Below are 23,833 nucleotides of genomic sequence, written 5' to 3' on the forward strand. Positions count from 1 at the left end.
CGCGTCCCGACCGGGTCGATACAATCCGTCCATGACTCTTGCCCCCGCTGACCTGCCCGCCCTGCTGCAGCCCCTTGTCGACCGCGCCCTGGCGCGCCTGGCCCAGGTCCTGCCCGAGCCCGTTCCTGCCGAACTGCTGCCGCTGCTGACCCGACTGGCGGTGGCCAGCGACTTCGCGCTGGACACCCTGGTGCGGCAACCGGCGCTGCTGGCGCAGCTGGCTACCCCCGGCTGCCCGCCGATCCCGCCACCGGTGCTCGATCCGCTGCAGCCCAGCGACTGGCCGGCGCAGATCCGGCGCTGGCGTACTGCCATGTCGACGCGGCTGATCTGGCGCGACCTGACCGGCCTGGACGACGTGGCACAGACCCTGGCCGGCGCCACCACCCTGGCCGAGGACTGCCTGCGGCTGGCGCTGGACGCGCTGCAGCAGGAATTCGCCCAGCGCCACGGTGTGGTCCGCGATGGCGAAGGCGCCGCGCAGCAGCTGGTGGTGTTCGGCCTCGGCAAGCTTGGCGGCGGCGAGCTCAACTTCAGTTCCGATATCGACCTGGTCTACGCCTATCCGCACGGCGGCGAATCCGACGGCCCGCGCGCGCTGGCCGCCGAAGAGTATTTCGCCCGCCTTGGCCAGCGCCTGGCCAAGCTGCTGGACGAAACCACCGTCGATGGCTTCAGCCACCGCGTCGACCTGCGCCTGCGCCCGTTCGGCAGCGCCGGCCGCGTCGCGCTGTCGTTCGCGGCGATGGACCAGTACTTCCAGCGCGAAGGCCGCGACTGGGAGCGCTATGCGTGGCTGAAGGCGCGCGCGGTCGCCGGTGATATCGAGGCCGGTGAAGCGTGGCTGCAGACCCTGCGCCCGTTCGTGTACCGCCGCTACCTGGATTTCACTGCGCTCGATGGCCTGCGCGAGATGAAGGCGGCGATCACCGCCGAAGTCGCGCGCCGCGAGCTGCACGAAGACATCAAGCGCGGCGCCGGTGGCATCCGCGAGATCGAGTTCCTGTGCCAGGCGCTGCAGCTGATCCGCGGTGGCCGCGAACCTGCGCTGCGCGAGCGCCGCCTGCTGGTGGCGCTGGACGCGCTGGTGGCTGCGGGGCAGATCGCGCCCGAGGACGGCAGTGCGCTGCGCGAGGCCTACCTGTTCCTGCGCCGCCTGGAGAACCGCCTGCAGATGCTGCGCGATGCGCAGACCCACGTGCTGCCCAGCGATGCACTGGACCGCGAGCGCATCGCCGTCGGCCTCGGCTACCCGGACTGGGACGTGCTGCGCGCGGCGCTGGCCGAACAGCAGCAGCGGGTCAGCACCGAATTCGCCGCGCTGCTGGCACCGCGCAAGGGCCAGGCCGCGCCCGACGCGCTGGCCAATTACTGGCGTAGCCTGCCCGAGGGCAGCAACGCGCCGTTGCTGGCCGAAGCCGGTTTCCTCGATGCCAATGGCGCCGACCAGTCATTGCGTGACTTCGCGCAGGGCACCGGCGTGAAGTCATTATCCGATGCGGCGCGTGCGCGGCTGGATCGCGTACTGCCCGCGTTGCTGCATGCGGCCACGCGTTCGCCGCAACCCGACGCCGCGCTCAAGCGTGTGCTCGGCCTGTTGCAGGCCGTGCTGCGCCGGACCAGCTATCTCGCGCTGCTGGACGAACAACCGAGCGCGTTGGCGCGTCTGGTCGATGTGCTGGCGCGCAGCGCGCTGCTGGCCGAGCGGCTGGCCGCGTACCCGCTGCTGCTGGACGAACTGCTGGACGTGCGCGTGTCCGGGCCGATGCCCGATGCGGCCGGCATGCTGGCCGAGTGCCAGCAGGTGCTGGCGGTGGAAGATCCCGAATCCGCACTGCGCTGGCTCAACGAGACGCGGCTGGCGCTCAGCTTCCGCATGGCGATGGCCACGCTGGATGGCCGCCAGGGTGCGGTGGACAGCACGCGGCAACTGGCCGAGCTGGCGCAGGCGGTGGTCACCACCGTGCTGGCGATGGCCGAGGCGGACATGCGCGCCGCGCACGGCGGGATTCCCGGTGGACGTTTCGCGATCATCGGCTACGGCAGCCTCGGCGGGCTTGAGCTGGGCTTCGGTTCCGACCTGGACCTGGTGTTCCTGCACGACAACCCGGCTGGCGTGGAGGCCAGCGATGGCGCACGTCCGCTGGAACCGGGGCGCTGGTATGCACGGCTGGCACAGAAGGTGATGGCGCTGCTTGGTGCGGTCACCGCCGCCGGGCGCCTGTACGACATCGACGTGCGCCTGCGCCCGGACGGTGGCAAGGGTTCACTGGTGTCTTCGTTGGCCAGCTACACCGAATACCAGCGCGAACGCGCGTGGACCTGGGAACACCAGGCCCTGGTGCGCGCACGCGGTGTGGCCGGTGATGCCAGTCTGCTGGCCGATTTCGAACAGGTGCGTGCACAGACACTGGGTCGTGAGCGCGATCCGGCCACGCTGTATGCCGATGTGCTGAAGATGCGCGGCCGCATGCGCACTGAACTGGACCGCAGCGATGCCGCGCGGCTGGACCTGAAACAGGGGGCCGGTGGCGTGGTGGATCTGGAGTTCCTGCTGCAGACCGGCGTGCTGGCGCGTAGTGCGCAGCATGCGGCGTTGCTGCAGCCACGCGACACGCCGTCGCTGATCGATGCGCTGGCGGTTGCCGGTTTCCTGCCGGAAGACACTGCGCAAGCACTGCATGGCGCGCATGCCACGCTGCTCGACGTGGGCCTGGCCTGCACGCTGGACCGTCGCCCGCGACTGGCACCGACCACGCCCGCGATTGAAGACGCGTGTGCGGCGATCACTTCGGCGTGCAGAGCGGCGGAGCTGCCGTTCGGGTGAGTGGGTGCACCCATCAGAGCAATTGCCCGGGGATGATCCGCTGTTGGTAGGTGCCGACCGTTGGTCGGCACACTCTGTCAGCGGTGATGAACTCTGATGGAGCGTGCCGACCAACGGTCGGCACCTACCAGAGCATGTGCGTTCAGCTGGCGGCGCGCAGCGGCGCCATCTTCCACAGCAGCGCGCGGAACGGGGCCAGCAGGCAGACGCCGATCGCCAGCTTCACTGCCAGGTCGCCGGCGGCCCAGCTCACCCACGGCAGGGTGGAACCGGCAAATGCGATCGACCAGAAAATGGTGGTATCCACCGTCGCGCTGCAGGTCGTGGCCACCATCGGTGCGCGCCACCAGCTGCCGCGGCGCAGGCGGTCGAACACGGTGATGTCCAGCAACTGCGCCACGATGAAGGCCGAGCACGAGGCAACGGCGATGCGCGGGGTGGCCACCCAGATCGACAACAGCACCGCCACCGCGAAGCCGATCCACGCCACGCGGCGCGCCGGGCCCGGGCCGAAGCGGCGGTTGATCAGGTTGCTGACCAGGAACGCGACCGGATAGCTGAAGGCGCCCCAGGTCAGCCAGTCATTGATCGGGTACTGCACCAGCACGTTGGACAGCAGCACCACCGCGCCCATCGCCAATACCGCCAGCACCAGAGCGCGGGCGGTCAGCGGGGCAAACACAGGGGCAGGACGCACGGACATGGCGAGCCAGGGGGACAAAGGGGATCGCCCATTATCCGCCCGGCCCGCGGCAAAGCCAAAACCGCTTGTTCAGCTTTACAACGCTTCGCTCATCACATCGCCCGCGGCGTAGGCGGTGGGGACGTAAGCCAGTGCCTGGCCCTGTGCGCTCTTCACGGTCCAGCCGGCACCGGCCTCGGTGGGGTCGAAATGTACCTGCTGGCCGACCACGAAGGCCGCCGTCTGGTCTTCATGCACGCGCGCCGGCCAGCGCAGGGTGGCGGTCTGATCGGCCTTGTCGGGCACCTGCAGCTGCACCTGGCGCTCGCCGGCCGCCGTGATCTCCACCTTCTTCACTTCCATCGGCGGCAGTGGCACCGCCTTGGTGCGGGCAACCCTGCCATTGCGTTCGCTGGCCTTGAACGGCGCCTTGGACAGTTCGGACAGGCCCGCCGATGCAGCGAGCGGCACCGAGACCACGATCAGCGAGGTGATCAGCACGCTGGCCTCGCTGCTGTTCAACTGCGGCGCGGCGCCGGCATGGACGGTGGGCACCAGCAGCGCGGAGAGCAGCAGGGCAGAAGCGGGAACGCGCAGGCAGCGGAACATGGAGACCTCCTGGTCAGCGTGGGGACGGCGGCTCAGCGCCGGGTATCGAAGATATCGCGCGGGCCGGTGGCCTCGGGCAGGTATTCCAGCGGGCGGCCCTGGTTGTCCTTCAGCTGCCAGCCCTGGTCGGCGCCGGTCGGCTCGAAGTTCACGGTCTGGCCCACGGTGAACTGCACGGCCGGGTCGCCGACGCCGCGCGGATACTGCATCGATGCGGTGTTCTGCGGATCGTTGGCATCACGCAGCAGCACTTCGCGGCGGCCATCGACGGTCGTGGCGATTGCGCTCACCTCCATCTGCGGCAGCTTGATCTGCTGCGGGCGGGCCAGCGGCTGGCCGGCATCGGCCGCATCCTGGGCTTCCTTCGCTGCTGCGGCGCGGGCCGAGGCCACCATCTGCGTGGACATTTCCAGGCTCGGTCCCTGCGGGCCCGGGTCATGGATGATCACGATGCGGCGTTCGGCGTGGGCGGCCGTCGACCACGCCAGGCCGGTGACGATCACCGTCGACAACACAGAGGTAAGCAGCGGACGCATGTCGTTCTCCTTGCGGGATTCAGGGCGTGGCGGCGGTGGCACCGGCCACCGGCACATGGGGGATCACCAGTTCCTGCTGCAGCTGGCTGCGCTGGTGCAGGAAGTCGAACACCGATTCCACCGTCACCACCGAATAGTTGCCGGAGATGCGTTCGCCGGCTGGATGGTCGGTGGTGGTGGCGTTGGCTACGAACAGGCGCGCACCCACGCGCTTGCCGAGGCCGATATGCAGCACGCTGGGCTGGTACTTCTGCTGGCGCAGCCACTGCTGTGCCTGTTCGCGCTTGACGATGGCCGGCGCGCCTTCGGTCTGCGCCATCGCCGCCGCCAGCACTTCCAGCACCCACTGGTTGGAGTTCTGGTAGTCGGTGGCGAACGGGTAGGCGACCACGTTGTACCTTGTTTCGTGCAGCGCCTTGGGCTGGATCGAGGGCGGCACCAGCATCGCGCGCAGCGCTGCACGCAAGGGGGCCGACGGCACGCCGATGCGCAGGTCGGTATGGCCGCCGCTCTCGCCGACGAAGTTGCCGAGGCCCTCGTGGTACAGCTGCGAGCTGTCGGTCTTGCAGCGGTTGAGCAGGTGCATCGCGCGCCAGCGGCCGTCGTCCTCGCGCAGCAGGAAGGCCAGGTGGCTGTGGCGCAGGCCGTAGCGGCTCAGGTCCTGGCCACCGCGCGCGGCCACCACCACGTCCACATCGGGCAGCGCGTCCAGGCGTTCGGCGGTGGTCCAGGCCACGTCCAGCATCGCCGCCTGCGACGCCACGCTCGGGTAGCGCTCGCGGCAGGCGGTGCTGTCGGCCCAGGCCGGTGCGGTCGCCAGCAGGCTGGCGATCAGCAGCGCGGCGCGGCGCAGGCGGGAAAAACGATCCATGTCGGTACCTTCAACGGCGGGCAGGCCCGCGCGCCGATCATACGCTGCTCAGCGCAGCGGGCGATCCACGCCCTTGCGCTGGAGTTCCCTGTCGCAGGCATCGCTGATCGGGGCGATCGGCAGCGGCGGGCGCTCGCCCGTCTTCGGATCGCGCAGCGCCGGCTGTTCGCGGTACGCATCCAGCTGCTGCTGGCATTGATAGGAGATCGGGTCCAGCTCGGTGGGCGCGGTCGAACACGCGGCGAGCAGGGCCAGGGGCAGCAGGAGCAGGGTACGCATGAAGGCATTCGATCCGGTGGGGGACACCGGACTCTAACGGTATGGGCAGATTGAAATGTTCAGAAATCGCTGTGCATCCCGGTAGTGCCGGCCGCTGGCCGGCATCGGCAGGATGTCCGGTAATGCGCACAGCGTTGCCGGCCAGCGGCCGGCACTACCCCAAGGCCAGGCGCTGCTTCACTTCCGCCGCGATCCGCGCGGTTTCGCGCAGCGGCTCGATGCGGTCGTACTGCCAGTCCAGCCAGTGCGGCTGCAAGCGTCCGCGTTCGCGCAGCTGCTGCTGGAACCGGGCCAGCCGGCCCTGCGCGGTATCGGCCAGCGCCACCATCACCGGCATTCGCGTGGCGCAGGCTTCAGAGAGCAGGTTCACCGAATCGGGCGAGACCACCACGCGGTTGGCCCAGCCGAGCAGGCCACCATAGGGATTGGTACCGTCGCCACCGTCGCCCCAGATCACGTGCGGCAGGTCGGCGAACTTCGCGCGCAGGATCTCGGCCAACGCCGGCGGCGTGCGGCGCGAGGTGGTCGCCAGCAGGCTGCCGCCTTCGCTGCGGATCTGGTCGGCCAGCGCCTGGAAAACACCGACCATCGCCGTCTCGTCCCACGGCGCCAGCGGCGTCGGCCCGCCCACCAGCAGTGCGGTGCGCGGACCGGGCAGGGTGCTGAAGCCGGCGAACGCGGCGCGACCCCAGGCCAGCCAGTCGTCGTCCACCGGGTTGAGGCTGCCGAGCAGGGTCAGCACATTGCTGCCGCGCAGGGCGTCGTGTTCGGGCACCACCACCACGTCCCAATGGCGGGCGCCGATGCGCGGGTCGAGGATCTGCACCACCTGGCTGCCGCGTGCACGCAGCACGCGCAGGGCACCGGCCGCCTGGCGACCACAGCCGATCGCCAGTGTCGGCGCCTCAGCCGCCAGCGTCGCCAAGGCCTCGCCGTAGCCATTCACATCGCCGGGCAGGCGCCGGGGCGACAGCCAGCGCCAGGGTGCGCGCGGTTGCAGGAGCAGCGGTCGGTGGGTGCCCTGGCGCAGTGCCGAGGCCAGCGCGACCGCCTGGCGGACATTGCCCGCACGGCCGTCAGTGACCGTCCATGGCGCGCTCGATCGTTTCACCATTGGCATTAATTCGTTTCAGCCCTGCTGGGTGTTGCAACAGTCGCGACACTCTACACTGCGGCTCGTCGTTTCGCCCCGCGCCGCCCGCGGGCACTGACTTCCTTTCGCCGCCCTGGAGATCCACCGATGTCCCACGCGCTCGACGCCGCTGCCCTTGACCAGCTGTTCCGTACGGCCCGCACCCAGAACGCCTTCCTCGACAAGCCGGTCCCCGAGAGCCTGCTGAAGGAACTGTACGACCTGGTGAAGTGGGGTCCCACCGCGGCCAACACCACGCCGGCGCGCTTCGTCTTCGTCACCTCGAAGGAGGCCAAGGACAAGCTGGCCCCGGCGCTTTCCGAAGGCAACCTGGCCAAGACCATGGCTGCGCCGGTCACCGTCATCATCGGTTTCGACCTGGACTTCCACGAGAAGCTGCCGTACCTGTTCCCGCACACCGATGCCAAGGCCTGGTTCGATGGCCCGCAGGAAGGCCGCCACGAAGCCGCCATCCGCAACGGCAGCCTGCAGGGTGCCTACCTGATCCTGGCTGCGCGCGCGCTGGGCCTGGATGCCGGCCCGATGTCCGGCTTCGACCCGGCCAAGGTCGACGAAGCCTTCTTCGCCGGCACCTCCATCAAGTCGAATTTCCTGGTCAACCTGGGTTACGGTGATCCGGCGGGCCTGTTCCCGCGCCTGCCGCGCCTGTCGTTCGACGAAGCGGCGCGCATCGCGTAAGTCGCTGTATCGATTTCGGGCCCGCTGTTCCGCAGCGGGCCATTGCTGCACCGTGTACCCACCCTACGATCCGGAGAGTTCCTCAGATGAGCGCCACCCGTAAACTGCTGCTGCCGCTGGCCCTGACCCTGGCCATCGCCGCCTGCTCCAAGCCGGCCGACACCGCTGCCCCGGCTGCCGATGCCGCCGCCCCGGCCACCACCGAGCAGGCTGCCACCCCGGCGGCTGATGCCGCCGCCGCGGCGCCGGCTGCCGAAGCGATCAAGATCGCCTCGGGCACCTACAAGCTGGACCCGAGCCACACCGACGTGCTGGCGCAGTGGAGCCACTTCGGCTTCTCCAACCCCAGCGCGCACTTCGGCAACGTCGAAGGCACCCTGGTGTACAACGCCGAAGACGTGACCAAGTCCACCGTGGAAGTGAAGCTGCCGCTGAGCGGCCTGAACAGCTTCACCGCCAAGTTCGACGAGCACCTGAAGAGCGCCGACTTCTTCGACGCCGCCAAGTTCGCCGATGCCACCTTCAAGAGCACCAAGGTGGAAGCGGCCGGCACCAACAAGCTGACCGTCACCGGCGACCTGACCATCAAGGGCATCACCAAGCCGGTCACCCTGGACGTCACCGTCAACGGTGGCGGCGAACACCCGATGGCCAAGGTTCCGGCGGCTGGCTTCGATGCCACCACCACCCTGAAGCGCAGCGATTTCGGCGTCGGCGCCTACGCCCCGAACGTCAGCGATGAAGTGAAGATCCGCATCACCACCGAAGCCACCGGCGAAAAGCCGGCCGCTTGATGCACCCAGCTCACTCGTCGTGAGAAGGCAGAAGGCCCGCTGAAAAGCGGGCCTTCTTTTTGGGTTCTGCATGCGAGGCACCCGATGCCGATGGGGTTGCCGGCCAGCGGCCGGCACTACCCGGCAGGTGCCAACCTGCATCTGGTGGGTGCGGACCGTTGGTCCGCACGATCCTTCAGCGCAGCGCGCCCAACCACACGCCACACGCTTCGCTCGGGCTCTGCTTGGCCTTCACCACCAGCCCGCTTACGCGCACGAAGGTCTGCGCGGCCTGTGCCACCACCTGGCGGGCGATCAGCGCCGCCTGCTTGGTGGCCGCCTGCTGCTTGCGCAGCTGCACGATGTTGATCGAAGGCCGACCCACCGGCGCGTACTTCTGGTCGCGGCGCAGCACGTCGGCCACCTGCGCCACTTCGAATTCGGCCTGCAGGTAGCGGTGCTGTGCTTCCACCAGCTCGCGCAGCGGCGCGCGCAGTGCAGCGGTATCGGCGAAGGCGGCCAGGGCCGCGTCGCAGGCAGCGTCATCAGCGAAGCGGGTACGCAGCGCGTCCACGCTGGCCAGGGTCAGTTTGGCCATATGGGCCTCGTTGCTGCAGGAAAGGAGCGCGATTGTCGCATTGCTTGCCGGCTGATGCGTTGAACCGGGCGGCGGAATACCTGTAGAGCCGAGCCCACGCTCGGCTCATCGCGCCCAGCACACGGTTTTCCGATGGCGGAGCGGAGAGCAGCCGAGCGTGGGCTCGGTTCTACAATGGCTGCGGTATCACCCACGGAAGGAAGACCCATGCAGGACGCGCAGTACTGGTTGAACGAATTCTGGTCGGGCCTGAGCGTGCTCGACCTGGTGGGCGGCAGCGTGCTCGGTACGCTGCTCGGCCTGGTGCTGGGCATCCTCGGCTGGCGCTGGCTGCATCGCCGTGGTTGGTTGCAGCGGCGCAAGCGCTGGCATCACTGGCTGCTGGCCAGCTACGTGGTGCTGCTGCCGCTGGCCACTGCCTTCTTCGGCCTGCAGCTGGGTTTCACTGCCGGTGCGCACCGCGCGCTGTTCAAGCAGCTCGATCATTTCCAGCCGCACCTGCAGACCCTGGTGGAAGGCTGGAGCGAAGGCTTTACCGATTCGCTGGACGACCCACGCATGCGCGGGGCATTGCGCAGCCAGGGCACGGTGGGCGATGTGGCCGATACCGTGGCTTCTGCCTACCTCAGTGAACATCCGCTGCCTGGCCTGGACCGTCTTGGCAACGGCCCATTGGCACGCGGCACCGGCTGGGTGATCGGCAAGGTGCGCGAGGGCCTGCTGCGCAGCATGGTGGAAGACACGCTGGTGGACAGGGCCGGTAGCCTCGGCCTGGAACCCAAGGTGGTGCGCGAGGCGCTGACCATGCACGTCGATGAGCTGCTGCACACCCGTGGCGTGCTGCGGCTGGTGAAGGCGCAGATCAACGGCATGATGCCCGGCGTGTACTTCGGGCTGCTGTTGCCGTTGTTGATCATCGCCCTGCTGGTGGCGCTGGAGATCTGGGCCGCGCAGCGGTTCGGGTGGATGCGGCAGACGGTAGTGCCGGCCGCTGGCCGGCAATTGCAGGTTCCTGTCGAGGGTTCATGAGGTTGCCGGCCAGCGGCCGGCACTACCCTTCGGAGGGCGTGCGGACCAACGGTCCGCACCCACCGCCTTTTGATCAATCGCCGTCGGCTTCGTCCGGGTGGGCCTTCCAGTAGCCGGTGGAACGAATCCAGTCGCGCGGCACGCCCAGGTGGCCTTCGATGAACTTGCGCATCATCCGTGCGCGGCGTGATTCAGTGGCGATCCAGTAGAAGACATCGCCGTCCGGGGCCTCGAAGTCGGTCAGCATGTCTTCCAGCAGGGTGCTGCTGGCCGCCGGGAAGCCATTGCGCTCCAGCCAGTGGATGCGCACGTTCTCGTACTGCGGCAGGTCCTGGCGCTCGGCCTCGTCGCGCACTTCGATGAAGGCCTGCACCTCGGCGCCGTCCGGCAGCACGTCCAGCCAACGGGCGATGGCCGGCAGCGCGGTTTCATCGCCGATCAGCACGTAGGCGTCGTAGGTGTCGGCCACCACGAACGAGCCGCGCGGGCCGCCGATCACCAGCACGTCGCCGGGTTGTGCGCGCTCGGCCCACGGCCCGGCAATGCCCTGGTCGTGCAGCACGAAGTCGATGGCCAGCTCGCCGGTCTCGTGGTCCCACCAGCGCGGGGTGTAGTCGCGGGCGGGCGAGGGCTCCTTGCCGGCCGGGTAGCTGCGGCCTTCGGCGGTCAGCACCGGCAGCACCATCTCGCCCGCAGCGTTGGGGAAGAACAGCTTGATATGGTCGTCGGCGCCGGGCGAATCGAAGCCGGCCAGGTCGTCGCCACCCAGCACGATGCGGCGCATGTGCGGGGTGACCTCTTCAGTGCGCAGCACGGTCAGTTCACGGAAGCGCACATCCAGGCGCAGGCGCGTGTTGTTGTGTTCGGTCATGGGGATACCTGTAAAGGTGTCGCGCGGGGGCGCGCGGCGTAGGGGAGGACCTGGCTGGATTCAGTCTGGCTGGGTCGTTGAAGTCGGTGGTTGCTCGCTACCGGCCGTACCGTTGAGCAGGGCCGAGGCCCGCGTCAGCAGCGCCGCCACTTCGTCCGCCTCGCCCTCGGCCCAGCGGCCGTGGTGATGCACCAGCGCCCGCTTGAACTCGCGCAGGGCAGTGGCCAGCGGCGGCGGCAGCGAGGCCTTGGTGATCTCGCGGGCACGGTCGAAGGCACGTCGCTGCGCCAGGCGTACCTGGGTGCGCTGCACCTTCAGCTCGAACTCGCCGGCAGCGGTGATGCGGAAGATCCGCTTGCCATCCACTTCCTCGGCCTCGATCCAGCCGGCCTGCTCGAAGCTGGCCAGCAGCGGGTACATGGTGCCGGCGCTGGGCGTGTAGGCCTGCATGAACTGGTTGCTGATCAGCTGCATCAGCTCGTAGCCATGGCGAGGCTGCTCGCCGATCAGGGCCAGCACCAGCAGGCGCAGGTCGCCGCGGCTGAGGACGCGCGGCTGGCCGTTGCGGCGCGGCACATCCGGATCGGTGGAACGGGCTCTGGCAGAAGCGGTACGGCTCATTTCGATATATCGGTAAACGAGTGCGCAAACGATATATCGATATGTCGAAAGCGACAACATCCGATCCGGCCACAAGCAGGTGCGATTTGGGCCACGGACCTTCGTGCGCACAGCAAAAAGGGCGCCCCCTGCGAGGCGCCCCGGCGATGCTGTGGAAGGGAGCAGGGCCATCGGGCCCATCACTCGCGACCCACCCTGGGCCCGCCGCCGGCAGCGATCCAGAGGCAGGTGCGACATGTTGTCGCCGGTTCAGAACCGCTGCCCGGCGCCCACCTACGGTGGTTCCGGAGTTGCCCTACAACCGTCATCGGCAGCAGTAACACTGCGTCCTGCGCATGGGCGCAGCGGCCCGCAAGCGACAGCCCGCGCCGCCGCCAAGGCCTGCCGCAGGGCCATCAGCGGGCCCGGCAAGCCCCTTGCGGACACTGGCCGGTTGCATCCATACGCCTGCGTAGCCAAGTGACGAAAGCCCTTGGTGCGCTACACTTTGCGGTCTAGAAATCTATACAACAGTCGCGCGCGTGCGTGCGGTTATGGGAGCGCTAATGAACTGGTTGAACGAGGTGCTGAACAACGACCCGAATCCTGTGGAAACCCAGGAGTGGATCGAGTCGTTGAAGGCCGTTATTGATGTCGAGGGCTCCGAGCGCGCGCATCAGCTGCTGGAAGGCATGGTGGAACTGACCCGTCGTTCGGGCGCCTACCTGCCGTTCTCTCCCACCACCGAATACGTCAATACCATCGAACCGCAGTTCGAGGCCAAGAGCCCGGGCAACGCCGAGCTGGAATGGCGCATCCGTTCGATCATCCGCTGGAACGCGATGGCCACCGTGGTGCGCGCAAACCGCAAGCCGGGTGACCTGGGCGGCCACATCGCCTCGTTCGCCTCCGGCGCTACCCTGTACGACGTGGGCTTCAACCACTTCTGGCGCGCCCCGAGCGAAAACCACCCGGGCGACCTGCTGTTCATCCAGGGCCACAGCGCCCCGGGCATCTACGCACGTTCCTTCCTGGAAGGCCGCATCAGCGAAGAGCAGCTGGATAAGTTCCGCATGGAAGTGGACGGCGGTGGCCTGTCCTCGTACCCGCACCCGTGGCTGATGCCGGACTACTGGCAGACCCCGACCGTGTCGATGGGCCTGGGCCCGCTGGCCGCCATCTACCAGGCGCAGTTCATGCGCTACCTGGAAAACCGTGGCCTGATCGAGAAGTCCGACCGCAAGGTGTGGTGCTTCATCGGCGACGGCGAGAGCGACGAGCCGGAAACCCTGGGTGCCATCGCCCTGGCCGGCCGTGAAGGCCTGGACAACCTGATCTTCGTGGTGAACTGCAACCTGCAGCGCCTGGACGGCCCGGTGCGCGGCAACGGCAAGATCATCCAGGAACTGGAAGGCGTGTTCCGTGGCGGCGGCTGGAACGTGATCAAGCTGCTGTGGGGCGGTTACTGGGATGCCCTGCTGGCCAAGGACACCAACGGCGTCCTGAAGAAGCTGATGATGGAAACCGTCGACGGCGAATACCAGAACTGCAAGGCCTTCGGCGGCGCGTATACCCGCGAGCATTTCTTCGGCAAGTACCCGGAAACCGCCGCGATGGTCGCCGGCCTTTCCGACGACGACATCTGGCGCCTGAACCGTGGTGGCCACGACCCGCACAAGGTGTACGCCGCCTACCACCAGGCCGTGAACACCAAGGGCATGCCGACCGTCATCCTGGCCAAGACCGTGAAGGGTTACGGCATGGGCAGCGCCGGTGAGGCACTGAACCCGACCCACCAGACCAAGAAGCTGGACGACGAAGCGGTGCGCCACTTCCGCGACCGCTTCAACATTCCGGTAACCGACGCGCAGCTGGCCGATGGCCAGGTGCCGTTCTACCACCCGGGCCCGGATTCGCCGGAAGTGCAGTACCTGCAGGAACGCCGTGCCGCGCTGGGCGGTTACCTGCCGCAGCGCCGCCGCAAGGCCGACAAGACCTTCGTGGCGCCGAAGCTGGAAGCCTACGAGCGCCTGCTGAAGAGCAGCGGCGAGCGCAGCTACTCCACCACCATGGCGTTCGTGCAGAGCCTGAACATCACCCTGCGCGACAAGGAACTGGGCCCGCACATCGTGCCGATCGTGGCCGACGAAGCCCGTACCTTCGGTATGGAAGGCCTGTTCCGCCAGATCGGCATCTACGCGCCGTTCGGCCAGAAGTACAAGCCGGTGGACGCCGACCAGCTGATGTTCTACCGCGAAGACCAGAGCGGCCAGGTGCTGCAGCAGGGCATCAGCGAGCCGGGCGCCATCGCCTCGTGGATGGCCGCCGGTACCAGCTACTCGGTCAGCAACGTGCCGATGCTGCCGTTCTACATCTACTACTCGATGTTCGGCTTCCAGCGCGTGGGCGACCTGGCCTGGCAGGCGGCGGACATGCGTACCCGCGGCTTCCTGCTGGGCGGCACCGCCGGCCGCACCACGCTGAACGGTGAAGGCCTGCAGCACGAAGATGGCTTCAGCCACCTGGTGGCTGGTGGCATCCCGAACGTGCGCAGCTACGACCCGACCTTCGGCTACGAAGTGACGGTGATCCTGCAGCACGGCACCAAGCGCATGATGGAAGACCAGGTGGACGAGTACTACTACGTCACCCTGATGAACGAGAACTACAGCCACCCGGACATGCCGGAAGGCGCGGCCGAAGGCATCGTCAAGGGCATGTACCTGCTGACCGACGCCGGCAAGCCGAAGAAGGGCGAGCTGCGCGTGCAGCTGCTGGGCTCGGGCACCATCCTGCGCGAAGCCATTGCCGCTGCCGAGCTGCTGGACAAGGACTTCGGCGTGACCGCCGACATCTGGTCCTGCCCGAGCTTCAACGAACTGCGCCGCGATGGTTTCGACGTGGAACGTGCCAACCGCCTGCATCCGGAAGGTGAGCAGCGCAAGGCCTACGTGACCCAGCTGCTGGAAGGCCGCCAGGGCCCGGCGATTGCCGCCACCGACTACGTGCGTGCGTATGCGGACCAGATCCGTGCGTTCGTGCCGATGAGCTACACGGTGCTGGGTACGGATGGCTTCGGCCGGTCGGATACGCGTGCGAACCTGCGCCGGTTCTTTGAGGTTGATCGCTACTACATCGCCCATGCCGCGATTGCGGCGCTGGCGAAGGAAGGGAAGATGACCGCGAAGGATGTGGCTCGGGCGATCAAGCAGTACAAGATTGATCCGGAGAAGGCTAACCCTGTTGGGGTTTGATAGGTAACTCGTTCAAAGTAGTAGGGGCGGCCGAAAGGTCGCCCCTTTATTTTTATGTGAAGCACCGCCACATCTCACAGACTCGCGCTGTCCGATGTTGTAGGATCAACATGACCTATAGGAGACGCATGCCGTGGCAGACTTAAAGAAGCATCAGAATGCACACCGGTCAACTTCAGGAAAATATATGGCCATGGTTCTCGAGAAGCAGATGTCGGGATTCCATGTTGCGTTGGGTGGCGCTGTTAGAAGTGTCGAACGAAGTGCAGCGAAGCCTAAACCCAAGGCTCTGAGTTCGGCGGCCAAAAAAACTAAATAGAATCGATTCGATCCAAGGAGGGGATGAATGAACGCGATTTATGCGGGAAGTGCTCAGTTTTCTAGGCCTTCGGGGAAACCCGGAACGCGTGAGGATGAGAGTGCATGGGGGCCTTTCAAGAAGGATTACGCAAGGCTCTTACATGCTCCGTCCTTTCGGCGACTGCAGGGGAAAACTCAGCTTTATCCTGGCGGTCAGTCTGACTTTTTTAGGAATCGGTTGACCCACTCGCTCGAAGTGGCTCAAATTGCACGAGGCCTCGCCCTCACTCTCAATTCTGGGCAAGTAAAGTCAGCATTCGGTGATGATGCATCGATTGACGAGAGCTTACTCGAGTTCGCGGGAATTGCTCATGATCTTGGACATCCTCCATTCGGGCACAATGGCGAGCATGCGCTTGACGAGTTAATGTTGTCGAGTGGCGGATTCGAAGGGAATGCGCAAACACTTCGTATCCTTACCAATGTGGAACGGAAGCTCGTAACTATAAGAGGCGGGCGAGTAACTGATGAGTTTGGGCTTGATCTTACATATAGAACCCTTGCGTCAGTACTTAAGTATGATTCATGTATTCCAATAGAGCGCTACGCGGGCGCCAGGTTGGAGAAGGGCTATTACGCCTCCGAGCTTAGGCTCGTCAAGGATATAAAATCTGCGGTGGCTCCTGGGCTTGATCCTGATGCTAAATTCAAGACAATAGAATGCGCAATCATGGATATTGCGGACGATATTGCATACTCAACTTACGATCTTGAAGACAGTCTGCATGCGGGATTCTATTCGCCATTAAAGCTGCTGAATGAAATAGTTAATAATGAAATTGTTCGTATTGAAGTGATCAAGAAGACCAATGCGGCACTTCGTAGTTTCGGGTATAAGGAAATTTCCGGAATGGAGGAGGTTATTGAATCTCTTAATCAGATTTTCTCGGACTTTTCGCCGCCGGATCGTGGTGGTTTGGTTAAATCAAAATATCGCGGATTGATTGAGTCTGTTTATGCCTACAATAGGGATTCTCGATTTATTAGTGATCCGCTATTTAGGAGTGGTTACACTGCCGAGCGTGTTGGTCGATTGATTGGTGGGATCGAACTAATTAGTAACGACAAGCATCCAGCGCTCTCAAGTGTGAAGCTTGCCCGCGCTCAATTGCTTGAAGTTGAACTATTGAAGCATATGAATTTCGAGCTTGTGATTCGATCACCGCTCCTTTCGGTCGTAGAGCATCGAGGGAAGGATATTGTCTCCAGTATTTTTGAGGCTCTGTTTGAAAGTGAGGGAACGCTTCTTCCGGGGGATTGGCGGCGGCGCTACGATATTGCGAAGCAAGCGGGTGCGGGCGGAATGCGGCGGGTGGTTTGTGATTTTGTGGCGTGCATGACCGACCGGTACGCATTCGAGCTTTATGCACGTCTATTCGGAGAGGACTCGACCATATTCAAACCCCATTAAATGATCTATACATCAAGTGAGGCAAGTGGAATCAGCAAGCAAAGGATCTCCATCTGTTGTCTCGCGAGCTGAGACGACCAAGCGGGGGAGCTCTACGCCCAGGCACACTGTGACCGGTGCCAGGCTAGCGAATCAGGGCTGGCTGAAAGCATCGCTGAAACTGGGGTGGCTAGTTCCTTGCCGACAAGGTCACTATAGCTTGACTGGTGCAATGCAGGCGCCAGAGACACCCGCAAGGACACAGGATCTACGGCGATAAGGTAGAGGTCAAAAAGGGTGTGAACGTCCGCGCGCAACAGCAGGCCGTTGCTGACCACGCTACTCGATTGGCCGGAGTAGGGACGGATGTGGGCCGCCTCAAGCGCATCGACCACATTGCACCCCGTCATAGCGCAGCAACCGCCGTACGCCTCCAGTAGTGCCTTGCGGAACGCAGGCTGTCCGCGGCGCCGAACAATAGCCGCGAGCACGCGCTGCTTTTCGTCAACCTCGTCTGTTGGGGAGAAACTGCCAGATGCTTCCGCCGCTTTAGTCTCCTGCTCCAACAGTTCCCTTGTGGGACCGGAGACCGATGTGAGCGCTTCACCAGAAAGCCCAAGGAGCTTGGCAAGTTTCGGCTCAACATTCGCACCTACGTTCGAAGCTGGAAGAAGCCCGGGTAGCCACGGCTTGCCTGCCTGATCCAGAACATGGGAGATGTTCTGCATGCGGTACTCCCACGCCTTGGCTGTGCGTCCGTGGCGTTCCGCGAGTTCCCGATAGACCCTGGCCTTCTCAAGGCCTGATCCATTGGCGAGACGCGCCTCCATTTGGCGATACGCCTCAACGGCAGCAGCCAATTCGTCTTCAGTCCACCTGCTCACAGTCTTCCCCTGTACCTGGCTGCACGAGGCGCCCTGGGGGAAGTATGCCGTAAACGACACAATGAGCTGCAAATGGCTTGGGACGGAAGAGCGTAGCGCTGCCAGCGTAAACCACAGACTATTCAGGCCCGTCGGTACGTCTCGTATGTGGAGTTCAGTTGCAAAGCCCTAGTCGGCCGGAAGTAGTCGGCTACTCCAGCGCTGGAGTAGAGGTTGATCGCAAGGCGTCTCACTGGCTCGGCCTATGAAGCCTATGATGAGCAGCTGTGATGAGGAATTGTCCACTAGAAGAGCGGGCTCACCTCGGCAAGTGAGCTCGAAGTATCTGGCCGCAAAGCGTCCGGCACCTAGCTCTGCATCTTCAGCCACTAGGTCAAGGGCGTTCTCACGCATGACAGCAAACGCGGCACCCGAGACCTTGGGGTAGGTCTTCAGCTCTAAATGGCCTTGGGGCAGGTGGAAGTGGGCGAGCGCTGAACCAATCAGCGCTGCCAAACAAAGTAATGCGTACGTCAGAGACTTCATTGGAAGTCCTGCAGATCAGCTACGACGGACAATGGGGGCCGCGACAACAGCCCGCAGCCTATTGCTTGAGGTTCAAGCCTTGGGCTCTACTCCCGAACCTGTAACCGCTCAATAGTCTGCGCAGTCAACGCCACACACGCCATCTTCAGCCCCTCCATCACCCTATCCCCCAGGTACTCCTCGGGCGCGCCGTTCTGCCGGGTCCGCTCTGCGGCCAGCATCAGCTCCGCCACCACACGCAGGCCCGCCAGCGCGCAATCCGCGTTCGCCAACTGAAGACACCGCCCAGGCAGTTGATGCCGTTCCGGCCAAGGCTGGCCATCCGCAGCTGCACCGGTCCCGATGCGGCGTAGCGTGGCGACGAAGGCGTTGGGATCGATGGACCGTTCGCGCTCGGGTTCGGCGTTGTCCGGATCGTACTGCGCGTGCAGGGAACGGAAGTCCGATGTGTTCATGGCAATGCTCCGTACAGGACAGACAGCAGCGCCACCGATAAAAGTGGCGGACGATGCGAGGCTCGAAAACCGGTCAACAACCAATCCGGCGGGTCCGAAGACCCCCACGCACCGCCCGCCATGGACCGCGAACGGATTGCCAGCCGGCGTCACACGAACGTGACGCCGGCTGACAAGCGCAAACACATGGTTGTTGACCGGGTTTTCGACGCCCGTGCCACCCTGTGTGAGGTGGCATGCCAAGGTGTACTCGCATGGTTGCGAGATGCCAAGAAACCGTAGGCCGCAGAGGCCGCAAATGCTGACGCTTACGGCATTGTTGCATGGCGCGCGCGTGGCAGAACCCTTGCGGTGCAGTGGTTTCGGCCGGTGTTAAGTTACCGTCCGAATGCGCATCAAAAAGCACGGTTTGCAGCCGTTCGGGATCCCGAAAACGACACGTAGCCCGCCGGGCTGATACGCGCAGTGTGCCGATTGCGACACTGCTTAACTTTGCAGCGCCACGCCCGGCCGGGGCCACAGCGCATCGTCGCGCTCCAGGTCGTAGTCGCTGCCGAACGCCAGCGCCGCCTCGCGCGGCGGAAGGTCTGCGTAGCAGCCCAGCAGGTACTCATCCATGCCAGCATCGCGGTGGTCGATGGCGAACAGGTGGAGGAGCTCCTTGTCGAAGGCTTGCAGCCAGGTGGGGTCGATTCTGAACATGGGCATCCTCCAGTGAGAAGAGGAGCGTGGCTGCGATGCGTCTCACACGGCGGGACGCGCCGTCGGCCGTCGGTAAAATTTCATTGTGGTCCGATTGCGTACCAATGCATGCCAGAGTAAAAAAGTACCGTAGTTACCCATCGCAACATCCATAGGAAAGGAGACCCATGGCTGCTATCGAAGACAATGACGCGCTGTTCGATTCTCAGTTGATCATCGGTCCCACGATCGTTGCGGGAAGCAACCTACTTCGCCATCTGCAGGCGGCGGGCGAGTTCGACATCAACTCTGCACCCAATTGGCTGTACCTGCCCATTGAGCAGGCGTTCGCAGATGAGCTGGGATGCGCGCGCTATGTGCAGGAGCCGATTGATGCCTACACACAGGGCATGTTGCAGCAGTTGGCTGCCATCGAGGCATCGCCAGACGGGCAGGGGGCGCTTGAAGGCGACCTAGGTTCTACCGTTCGGGCAGTGGAGGCCGTGAGGATGCTGCAGGACACGGTGAAGGTGGCGCTGATCAATGGGGATCTGGTGTTGGCCTAGCGGAGCTGAAGCTGGGGAGTGCCAGCTCTTGGAGCTTCGGTGCGTTGGGAACGTACGACAGCTATGTCACGCAGGGGCAACGTGCGGCAGGCGTGGCGCCAGCTTTCACGTAAGTGAAAGGAGGTCACTTTCCTCTCCTTCAGGTTGGCTCTAGGCTAGCAATTAGGATTTTGTAAGGGATGAATATCATGGAGCAAATGGAGTCAACTCAGCCCAGACGCGGAGAATTCTTCCTCTTGATGCCGGACACCACTCGCGGGGGAAAGGGTCACGGGGTAGTGTTCGAGAATGTGAAGAAACTTCGTACACCTCCACGGTTGATCCTCCGTCCTGAAGGGGGTGGATTTCCACCTTTGGCAGAGAAACCACTGTTGGTTCACTCGCCCAAGAAGGGGGGGCTTCCGGAAGATCTTGAAGGAGGAATGAGCGGTTACTGGCTCGTCTCGGAGCGCTTGCGCAACGCGTTTGTCTCTGTCGATCCCAACGGATTCGAGTTTGTGGAGAGCGAATACCGCCTCGCCAATCGATCTGAAGGGCCGCGCTACTTCCTCTGCGATGTGACCCGAGTGATCGATGCGGTCGATGAAGCTGCGTCAAAGCTCCGCATTGTTCGCGACGAGGGCTATCCCGGAGGCAAGTTTTACGATCTCAGGGGTGGAAGTTCCCTGGCGTTCCGAAAGGATGTCATCAACCAGGCGCACATATTCCGAACGCCGTACTCAGGGAACCTGGTTTTCTGTGACAGCGCTTTGCGCGATGCGATTCTGGCCGCCGGCATCGGTGATAGGGGCGAGTCGCGAGGACTATCGTTTACGGACGCAGCTGATATCTGAGCCCGCTGATTGAACTCAAGGAAGAGGTCGCTCTATGCCGCGCAACAGTCCGATTCTTCAGAAGCACCATGTGCTTGAGCAACAAACCTTCAATAACAACGATTTTCTGCAGGCATTGGTGGACGCAGAGCTCGTTGAGAAGGACGTGTTCGAGAACCTGCTCTACATGCCGGCAGACAAGAAGCTCGCTGCTGCCATGGGTGTGTCCCCTCATGGCGGGGGGCCGATCAAGGACTATCAGAACGGAATCACCTTTTCTCTGGAGCTGATCGAGGCATCACCAGACGGCCAAGCTGCGCTTCGCGGTGACGTGGCTGCGATGCAGCGCGTGGCAGCTCAGGTCAACGGCCTTCGCGACACAATGACGATTGGCCTAGTCAACGGTGATCTTTACACGAACGCCCCTCTTGGCATGGATTCAGATGCCATCAGGCCGCGGACGCAGGCATTCTTCGGAAATGTCGATCGCTACGCGCAGGTCCACTCTTCGCAGTACGGCGCGTTGACTGGCATGCGTCCAGACGAGCGAATGCATCTTCTAGTGACCAGAACTGAGTCGCGCATTGTGGCCTTGCTGGATGTCCATGATCAGTTCGGCACTAAGCTGACTAAAGGAAGTGATCTTGAGCTTCAGAGGAACAGCTTGTCGGCGGCAATCTCCGATGCGCAACAATCTGGTCGGATTGTCATGTCGGAGCCGGGCATCCTGAAAGTGGAGCGAGTGCTAGGTGAGGAGGCTGCCTATCGCATTCGTGCGCCTCGCTTGCAGCAAGGCGGCATCACCATGGACCTCCTCCTCGGCGAGGCCTCCACCAGCCAACTTATCCGCTCCGGCGGCCTGCTCGCATCCGGCGCCGACGCTGTCGTTACCGCCCGTCGCACCTCCCAGCTGCTGGAAGAGGGCAACGGCACCGCCGCCCAGTCCGAGCTCACCCATGCCTTGGCGCGCAACGGCGGTGGCTGGGTCGGTGGCATGGCCACCGCGTCGGTGATCGGCACGTCCAGCTTCGTCCCTGCGGCCATCGTCGCGGGCGATGCGCTGCTGATGAGCAAGGCGTTCGACAAGGGCGCCGATCTGCTCGACAACCGCGCCATCTACCAGCAGACCGACAAGGCCGGCGTGACGTGGCAGTTCAATGGCCGCAATTGGGACCGCCAGGCGGTCATGGACAGCGCGGGCGATGGCCTGGGCAATCCGGCTGAGCGCAGTGTGGGCGCCAGTTACGAGAAGGCCCGCGAGCTGGGCGCATACGCCCACGTAAAAGCGGTAGAGCTGGCGCTGGGCAAGGCGCCGTCGCCGCAGGATCCTTTCAGCATTCCGGCGAAGGACGGCGAGGGCCGTCTGGACAATCCCAACTGGCACCGCGATGCGCAGACCGAACAGTGGACGCGGCAGGTCAAGATTGGCGTGTCCGGTGCCAACGACCGGGGTGTGTATGAGACGCAGACCGCCAGCCCCGAACGCGCCAACGAGTTGAATCGTGAGGCGGTGCAGCGCATCGAGAACAACATCGCCAACGGCAAGGCCGCGATTGCCGCCAGCTACCTGGAGACTTACGTCGCTACCCGCGCCAGCGACTTCGTGCCGCTGGTGCCGGAGGCGGTGGGGCAGGCCCGTGCCAGGCCCGACGCCATCCAGGGCTCGGACAACCAGCTCTACCAGCGCGATGAAGTAGGACAATGGAGCCATGCTGGCCAGATCGCACAGGGGAACATGGCGCTGGAGCTGGAGCTGACCCGCACCATCCAGCAGCCGTCGCTCGATCAGTTCAACCAGACTATTGCCGCATTGGAATCGCGGCCGCTGCCGTCTGCGGCGGAGGTGAACCAGAACGAGCTGCGCCACAGCTACTACGCTGCGGGCGTCGCACTGTCACCGGCGTGGGAGCAGGCCATTGCCCTGGCCACGGCACGCACGCGCGAGCAGCACGGCATTACGGGGCTCACGCTGCAGGAACTGGGGCCTGTAGCCGAGGGCAACGCGGGCGCCTCTCGGCCCATCACCCATTACAAGGTGGGCCAGGATGGCGTGGCGCGCGCCGTCGCGACCACCAGCACGCCGGAGCTGCAGGCCGCATGGAATGAGGTGCGCGCGCGTGCCAATGAGCAGGCGCCGTTGCCCGACTCGCCCGAGCTGCGCATTGCTGCGCTGTCGGCGGGTGAGCAGGAGGCGTACCGGCAGGCACTGCAGGAAGCCAATCGGCTGGGTGCTGCGCAGGTAGATGCAGGACGGGCTGCACGAGCAGCCGCGCAGGTGGCACATGGCGACAAGCCATCCGAGCAGGATGGGAACGCGGAAGTGCGGCCTGAAGAGCCGGCGACTGCGCAACCCATCGCGCCTGCGACGGTTGTGGCGGCGCCGCCCGCGAAGGCGGTCACGCCACCGCCTACGCCCGCCCCACAGGATAAGCCCGAGCCTCAGCGGCACGCCGAGCAGCGCGATCCGCCGCGGCGTGAGGCGGAGCTCCAACCTCAGCCCCATCCAAACAGCGAGGCGCCCACCGAAGACCGTACGGTCTCACAGACGCCGGAGCCGGCTGGGCCGATGCAGGCGCAGCAGGCCGCACCTGAGCGCGCGACGCCACATGCCGCCCCGCCTCTGGCTGCGGCCACGCAGGCGATGCCAACGCAGCGCACAGAGCAGGCATCGGAGCCGGAGCAGATGGCCCCGGTGCCTGCGGTCGCTCCCACTCCAAAGCAGGACATGGCAGTGCAGGAGGTCGAGCCGGTGCCGTTCAAGGAGCCGCTGCCTGCTGAGGCTGCGCGCGATCCATGGCCTTTGGAGCAGGAAGCGGCACAACACGTGCCAGAGCCCGAACCGGTTCCGTTGGGTGACCACCAGCCCGTCACTGCGGCTGTCACTGTTCCTGCCGCGCCCACGATAGCGCCAAGCCCTGAACCGACCGCGCCCGCACCGGATGAGGCATCGGGCCCGAACCGGACGCTGCAGGACCCCACGCAGCCCGGCCATCCCGATCATGCGCTGTATCAGCAGATCCGCGAGGGCGTGGAGGCGTTGGACGCCAAGCACGGTCGCAGCTTCGATGAAGTCAGCGAACGCATGACCGTCAGCCTTCTGGTGCTGGCCAAGGACAACGACTTGGAACGGGTGGACCATGTGCTGGTGAGCAACGCCACGCACGAACACCCGGCAGGGCACACGCTGTTCGTAGTGCAGGGCGAACCGAGCAATCCGGCCCATCAGCGCGCTGCGATGCCGACCGAGCTGGCGGCGCAGACATCAGTTGAAGAGTCACTGCAACAGTTCGATGCGGTCAGCCGTGAAGCGAATCAGCGTGCGCTTGCGAATCAGATGGATCAGCAGCTGGAAGATCAGCGGGTGCAGCACGACATCCAGATTCGTGCGGCGAGCATGTGA

General features: G+C 64.7%; 21 protein-coding genes. 9 read left to right on the forward strand and 12 right to left on the reverse strand.

What is annotated here, in order from left to right:
- Nucleotides 1-31 precede the first annotated feature (31 nt).
- The gene (gene glnE / locus AC5P7X_RS17705) at nucleotides 32-2,827 is read left to right on the forward strand and encodes a bifunctional [glutamate--ammonia ligase]-adenylyl-L-tyrosine phosphorylase/[glutamate--ammonia-ligase] adenylyltransferase (protein ID WP_495215219.1); all 2,796 of its coding nucleotides are present in this window, start codon (nucleotides 32-34) and stop codon (nucleotides 2,825-2,827) included.
- A 142-nt stretch (nucleotides 2,828-2,969) separates the two neighbouring features.
- On the opposite strand, the gene AC5P7X_RS17710 is transcribed toward glnE, so the two are convergent.
- The 6 genes from AC5P7X_RS17710 to AC5P7X_RS17735 all read right to left on the reverse strand — a co-directional run bounded on the left by AC5P7X_RS17710 (nucleotide 2,970) and on the right by AC5P7X_RS17735 (nucleotide 6,918).
- A complete protein-coding gene (locus AC5P7X_RS17710; RefSeq protein WP_065179558.1) occupies nucleotides 2,970-3,530 on the reverse strand; it encodes a queuosine precursor transporter in 561 nt (186 codons plus the stop codon).
- Between the two features lie 75 nt (nucleotides 3,531-3,605).
- Entirely contained in the window at nucleotides 3,606-4,118 is a 513-nt protein-coding gene (locus AC5P7X_RS17715; protein WP_235642966.1) for a hypothetical protein, read from the reverse strand.
- Between the two features lie 32 nt (nucleotides 4,119-4,150).
- A complete protein-coding gene (locus AC5P7X_RS17720) occupies nucleotides 4,151-4,654 on the reverse strand; it encodes a hypothetical protein (RefSeq protein ID WP_053499060.1) in 504 nt (167 codons plus the stop codon).
- 19 nt (nucleotides 4,655-4,673) lie between these two features.
- Nucleotides 4,674-5,525, reverse strand: coding sequence for a DUF2145 domain-containing protein (locus AC5P7X_RS17725; protein ID WP_206620646.1), 852 nt, complete (start codon nucleotides 5,523-5,525; stop codon nucleotides 4,674-4,676).
- 48 nt (nucleotides 5,526-5,573) lie between these two features.
- Entirely contained in the window at nucleotides 5,574-5,804 is a 231-nt protein-coding gene (locus AC5P7X_RS17730; RefSeq protein WP_005415044.1) for a hypothetical protein, read from the reverse strand.
- 154 nt (nucleotides 5,805-5,958) lie between these two features.
- Nucleotides 5,959-6,918 (reverse strand): mitochondrial fission ELM1 family protein, encoded by a 960-nt coding sequence (locus AC5P7X_RS17735; RefSeq protein WP_070490028.1) that lies wholly within the window; start codon nucleotides 6,916-6,918, stop codon nucleotides 5,959-5,961.
- 126 nt (nucleotides 6,919-7,044) lie between these two features.
- On the opposite strand from AC5P7X_RS17735, the gene AC5P7X_RS17740 reads away from it, so the two are divergent.
- Complete coding sequence (locus AC5P7X_RS17740; RefSeq protein ID WP_005415046.1) at nucleotides 7,045-7,635, forward strand: malonic semialdehyde reductase; 591 nt, start codon at nucleotides 7,045-7,047, stop codon at nucleotides 7,633-7,635.
- A gap of 86 nt (nucleotides 7,636-7,721) precedes the next feature.
- Nucleotides 7,722-8,429, forward strand: a complete 708-nt coding sequence (locus tag AC5P7X_RS17745; RefSeq protein ID WP_005415047.1) for a YceI family protein — start codon at nucleotides 7,722-7,724, stop codon at nucleotides 8,427-8,429.
- Nucleotides 8,430-8,604: 175 nt separating this feature from the next.
- On the opposite strand, the gene AC5P7X_RS17750 is transcribed toward AC5P7X_RS17745, so the two are convergent.
- A complete protein-coding gene (locus AC5P7X_RS17750; protein ID WP_005415048.1) occupies nucleotides 8,605-9,006 on the reverse strand; it encodes a hypothetical protein in 402 nt (133 codons plus the stop codon).
- Between the two features lie 207 nt (nucleotides 9,007-9,213).
- Between AC5P7X_RS17750 and AC5P7X_RS17755 the strand changes: the two genes are divergently transcribed.
- Nucleotides 9,214-10,035, forward strand: a complete 822-nt coding sequence (locus AC5P7X_RS17755) for a hypothetical protein (RefSeq protein WP_495215220.1) — start codon at nucleotides 9,214-9,216, stop codon at nucleotides 10,033-10,035.
- A gap of 73 nt (nucleotides 10,036-10,108) precedes the next feature.
- Here the strand turns inward: AC5P7X_RS17755 and AC5P7X_RS17760 are convergent, their stop codons facing one another.
- Together AC5P7X_RS17760 and AC5P7X_RS17765 are read right to left on the reverse strand one after the other, a co-directional pair.
- Nucleotides 10,109-10,906: a siderophore-interacting protein gene (locus AC5P7X_RS17760; RefSeq protein WP_495215221.1), complete on the reverse strand. Its 798-nt coding sequence runs from the start codon at nucleotides 10,904-10,906 to the stop codon at nucleotides 10,109-10,111.
- Between the two features lie 60 nt (nucleotides 10,907-10,966).
- Nucleotides 10,967-11,527, reverse strand: a complete 561-nt coding sequence (locus AC5P7X_RS17765; RefSeq protein WP_495215222.1) for a PadR family transcriptional regulator — start codon at nucleotides 11,525-11,527, stop codon at nucleotides 10,967-10,969.
- 545 nt (nucleotides 11,528-12,072) lie between these two features.
- Here AC5P7X_RS17765 and aceE point away from each other — a divergent pair.
- Nucleotides 12,073-14,760, forward strand: a complete 2,688-nt coding sequence (aceE, locus tag AC5P7X_RS17770) for a pyruvate dehydrogenase (acetyl-transferring), homodimeric type (protein ID WP_206620641.1) — start codon at nucleotides 12,073-12,075, stop codon at nucleotides 14,758-14,760.
- Between the two features lie 346 nt (nucleotides 14,761-15,106).
- Nucleotides 15,107-16,531 carry a dGTP triphosphohydrolase gene (gene dgt / locus AC5P7X_RS17775; protein ID WP_495215223.1) on the forward strand — a complete coding sequence of 475 codons (1,425 nt, stop codon included), beginning with the start codon at nucleotides 15,107-15,109 and terminating at the stop codon, nucleotides 16,529-16,531.
- 92 nt (nucleotides 16,532-16,623) lie between these two features.
- Here dgt and AC5P7X_RS17780 read toward each other — a convergent pair whose 3' ends face one another.
- The 3 genes from AC5P7X_RS17780 to AC5P7X_RS17790 all read right to left on the reverse strand — a co-directional run bounded on the left by AC5P7X_RS17780 (nucleotide 16,624) and on the right by AC5P7X_RS17790 (nucleotide 19,076).
- Nucleotides 16,624-17,370, reverse strand: coding sequence for an HNH endonuclease (locus AC5P7X_RS17780; protein ID WP_495215224.1), 747 nt, complete (start codon nucleotides 17,368-17,370; stop codon nucleotides 16,624-16,626).
- 635 nt (nucleotides 17,371-18,005) lie between these two features.
- A complete protein-coding gene (locus tag AC5P7X_RS17785) occupies nucleotides 18,006-18,374 on the reverse strand; it encodes a hypothetical protein (protein ID WP_495215225.1) in 369 nt (122 codons plus the stop codon).
- Nucleotides 18,375-18,860: 486 nt separating this feature from the next.
- Entirely contained in the window at nucleotides 18,861-19,076 is a 216-nt protein-coding gene (locus tag AC5P7X_RS17790) for a hypothetical protein (RefSeq protein ID WP_235642957.1), read from the reverse strand.
- 167 nt (nucleotides 19,077-19,243) lie between these two features.
- On the opposite strand from AC5P7X_RS17790, the gene AC5P7X_RS17795 reads away from it, so the two are divergent.
- The 3 genes from AC5P7X_RS17795 (at nucleotide 19,244) to AC5P7X_RS17805 (ending at nucleotide 23,833) form a co-directional block, all read left to right on the forward strand.
- Nucleotides 19,244-19,621 carry a hypothetical protein gene (locus AC5P7X_RS17795; protein WP_111177640.1) on the forward strand — a complete coding sequence of 126 codons (378 nt, stop codon included), beginning with the start codon at nucleotides 19,244-19,246 and terminating at the stop codon, nucleotides 19,619-19,621.
- A gap of 188 nt (nucleotides 19,622-19,809) precedes the next feature.
- Nucleotides 19,810-20,454 carry a DUF1629 domain-containing protein gene (locus tag AC5P7X_RS17800; RefSeq protein WP_235642969.1) on the forward strand — a complete coding sequence of 215 codons (645 nt, stop codon included), beginning with the start codon at nucleotides 19,810-19,812 and terminating at the stop codon, nucleotides 20,452-20,454.
- Between the two features lie 34 nt (nucleotides 20,455-20,488).
- Nucleotides 20,489-23,833, forward strand: coding sequence for an XVIPCD domain-containing protein (locus tag AC5P7X_RS17805; protein WP_495215226.1), 3,345 nt, complete (start codon nucleotides 20,489-20,491; stop codon nucleotides 23,831-23,833).

This window comes from Stenotrophomonas sp. YJH_SMC_53 (genome assembly GCF_059369995.1).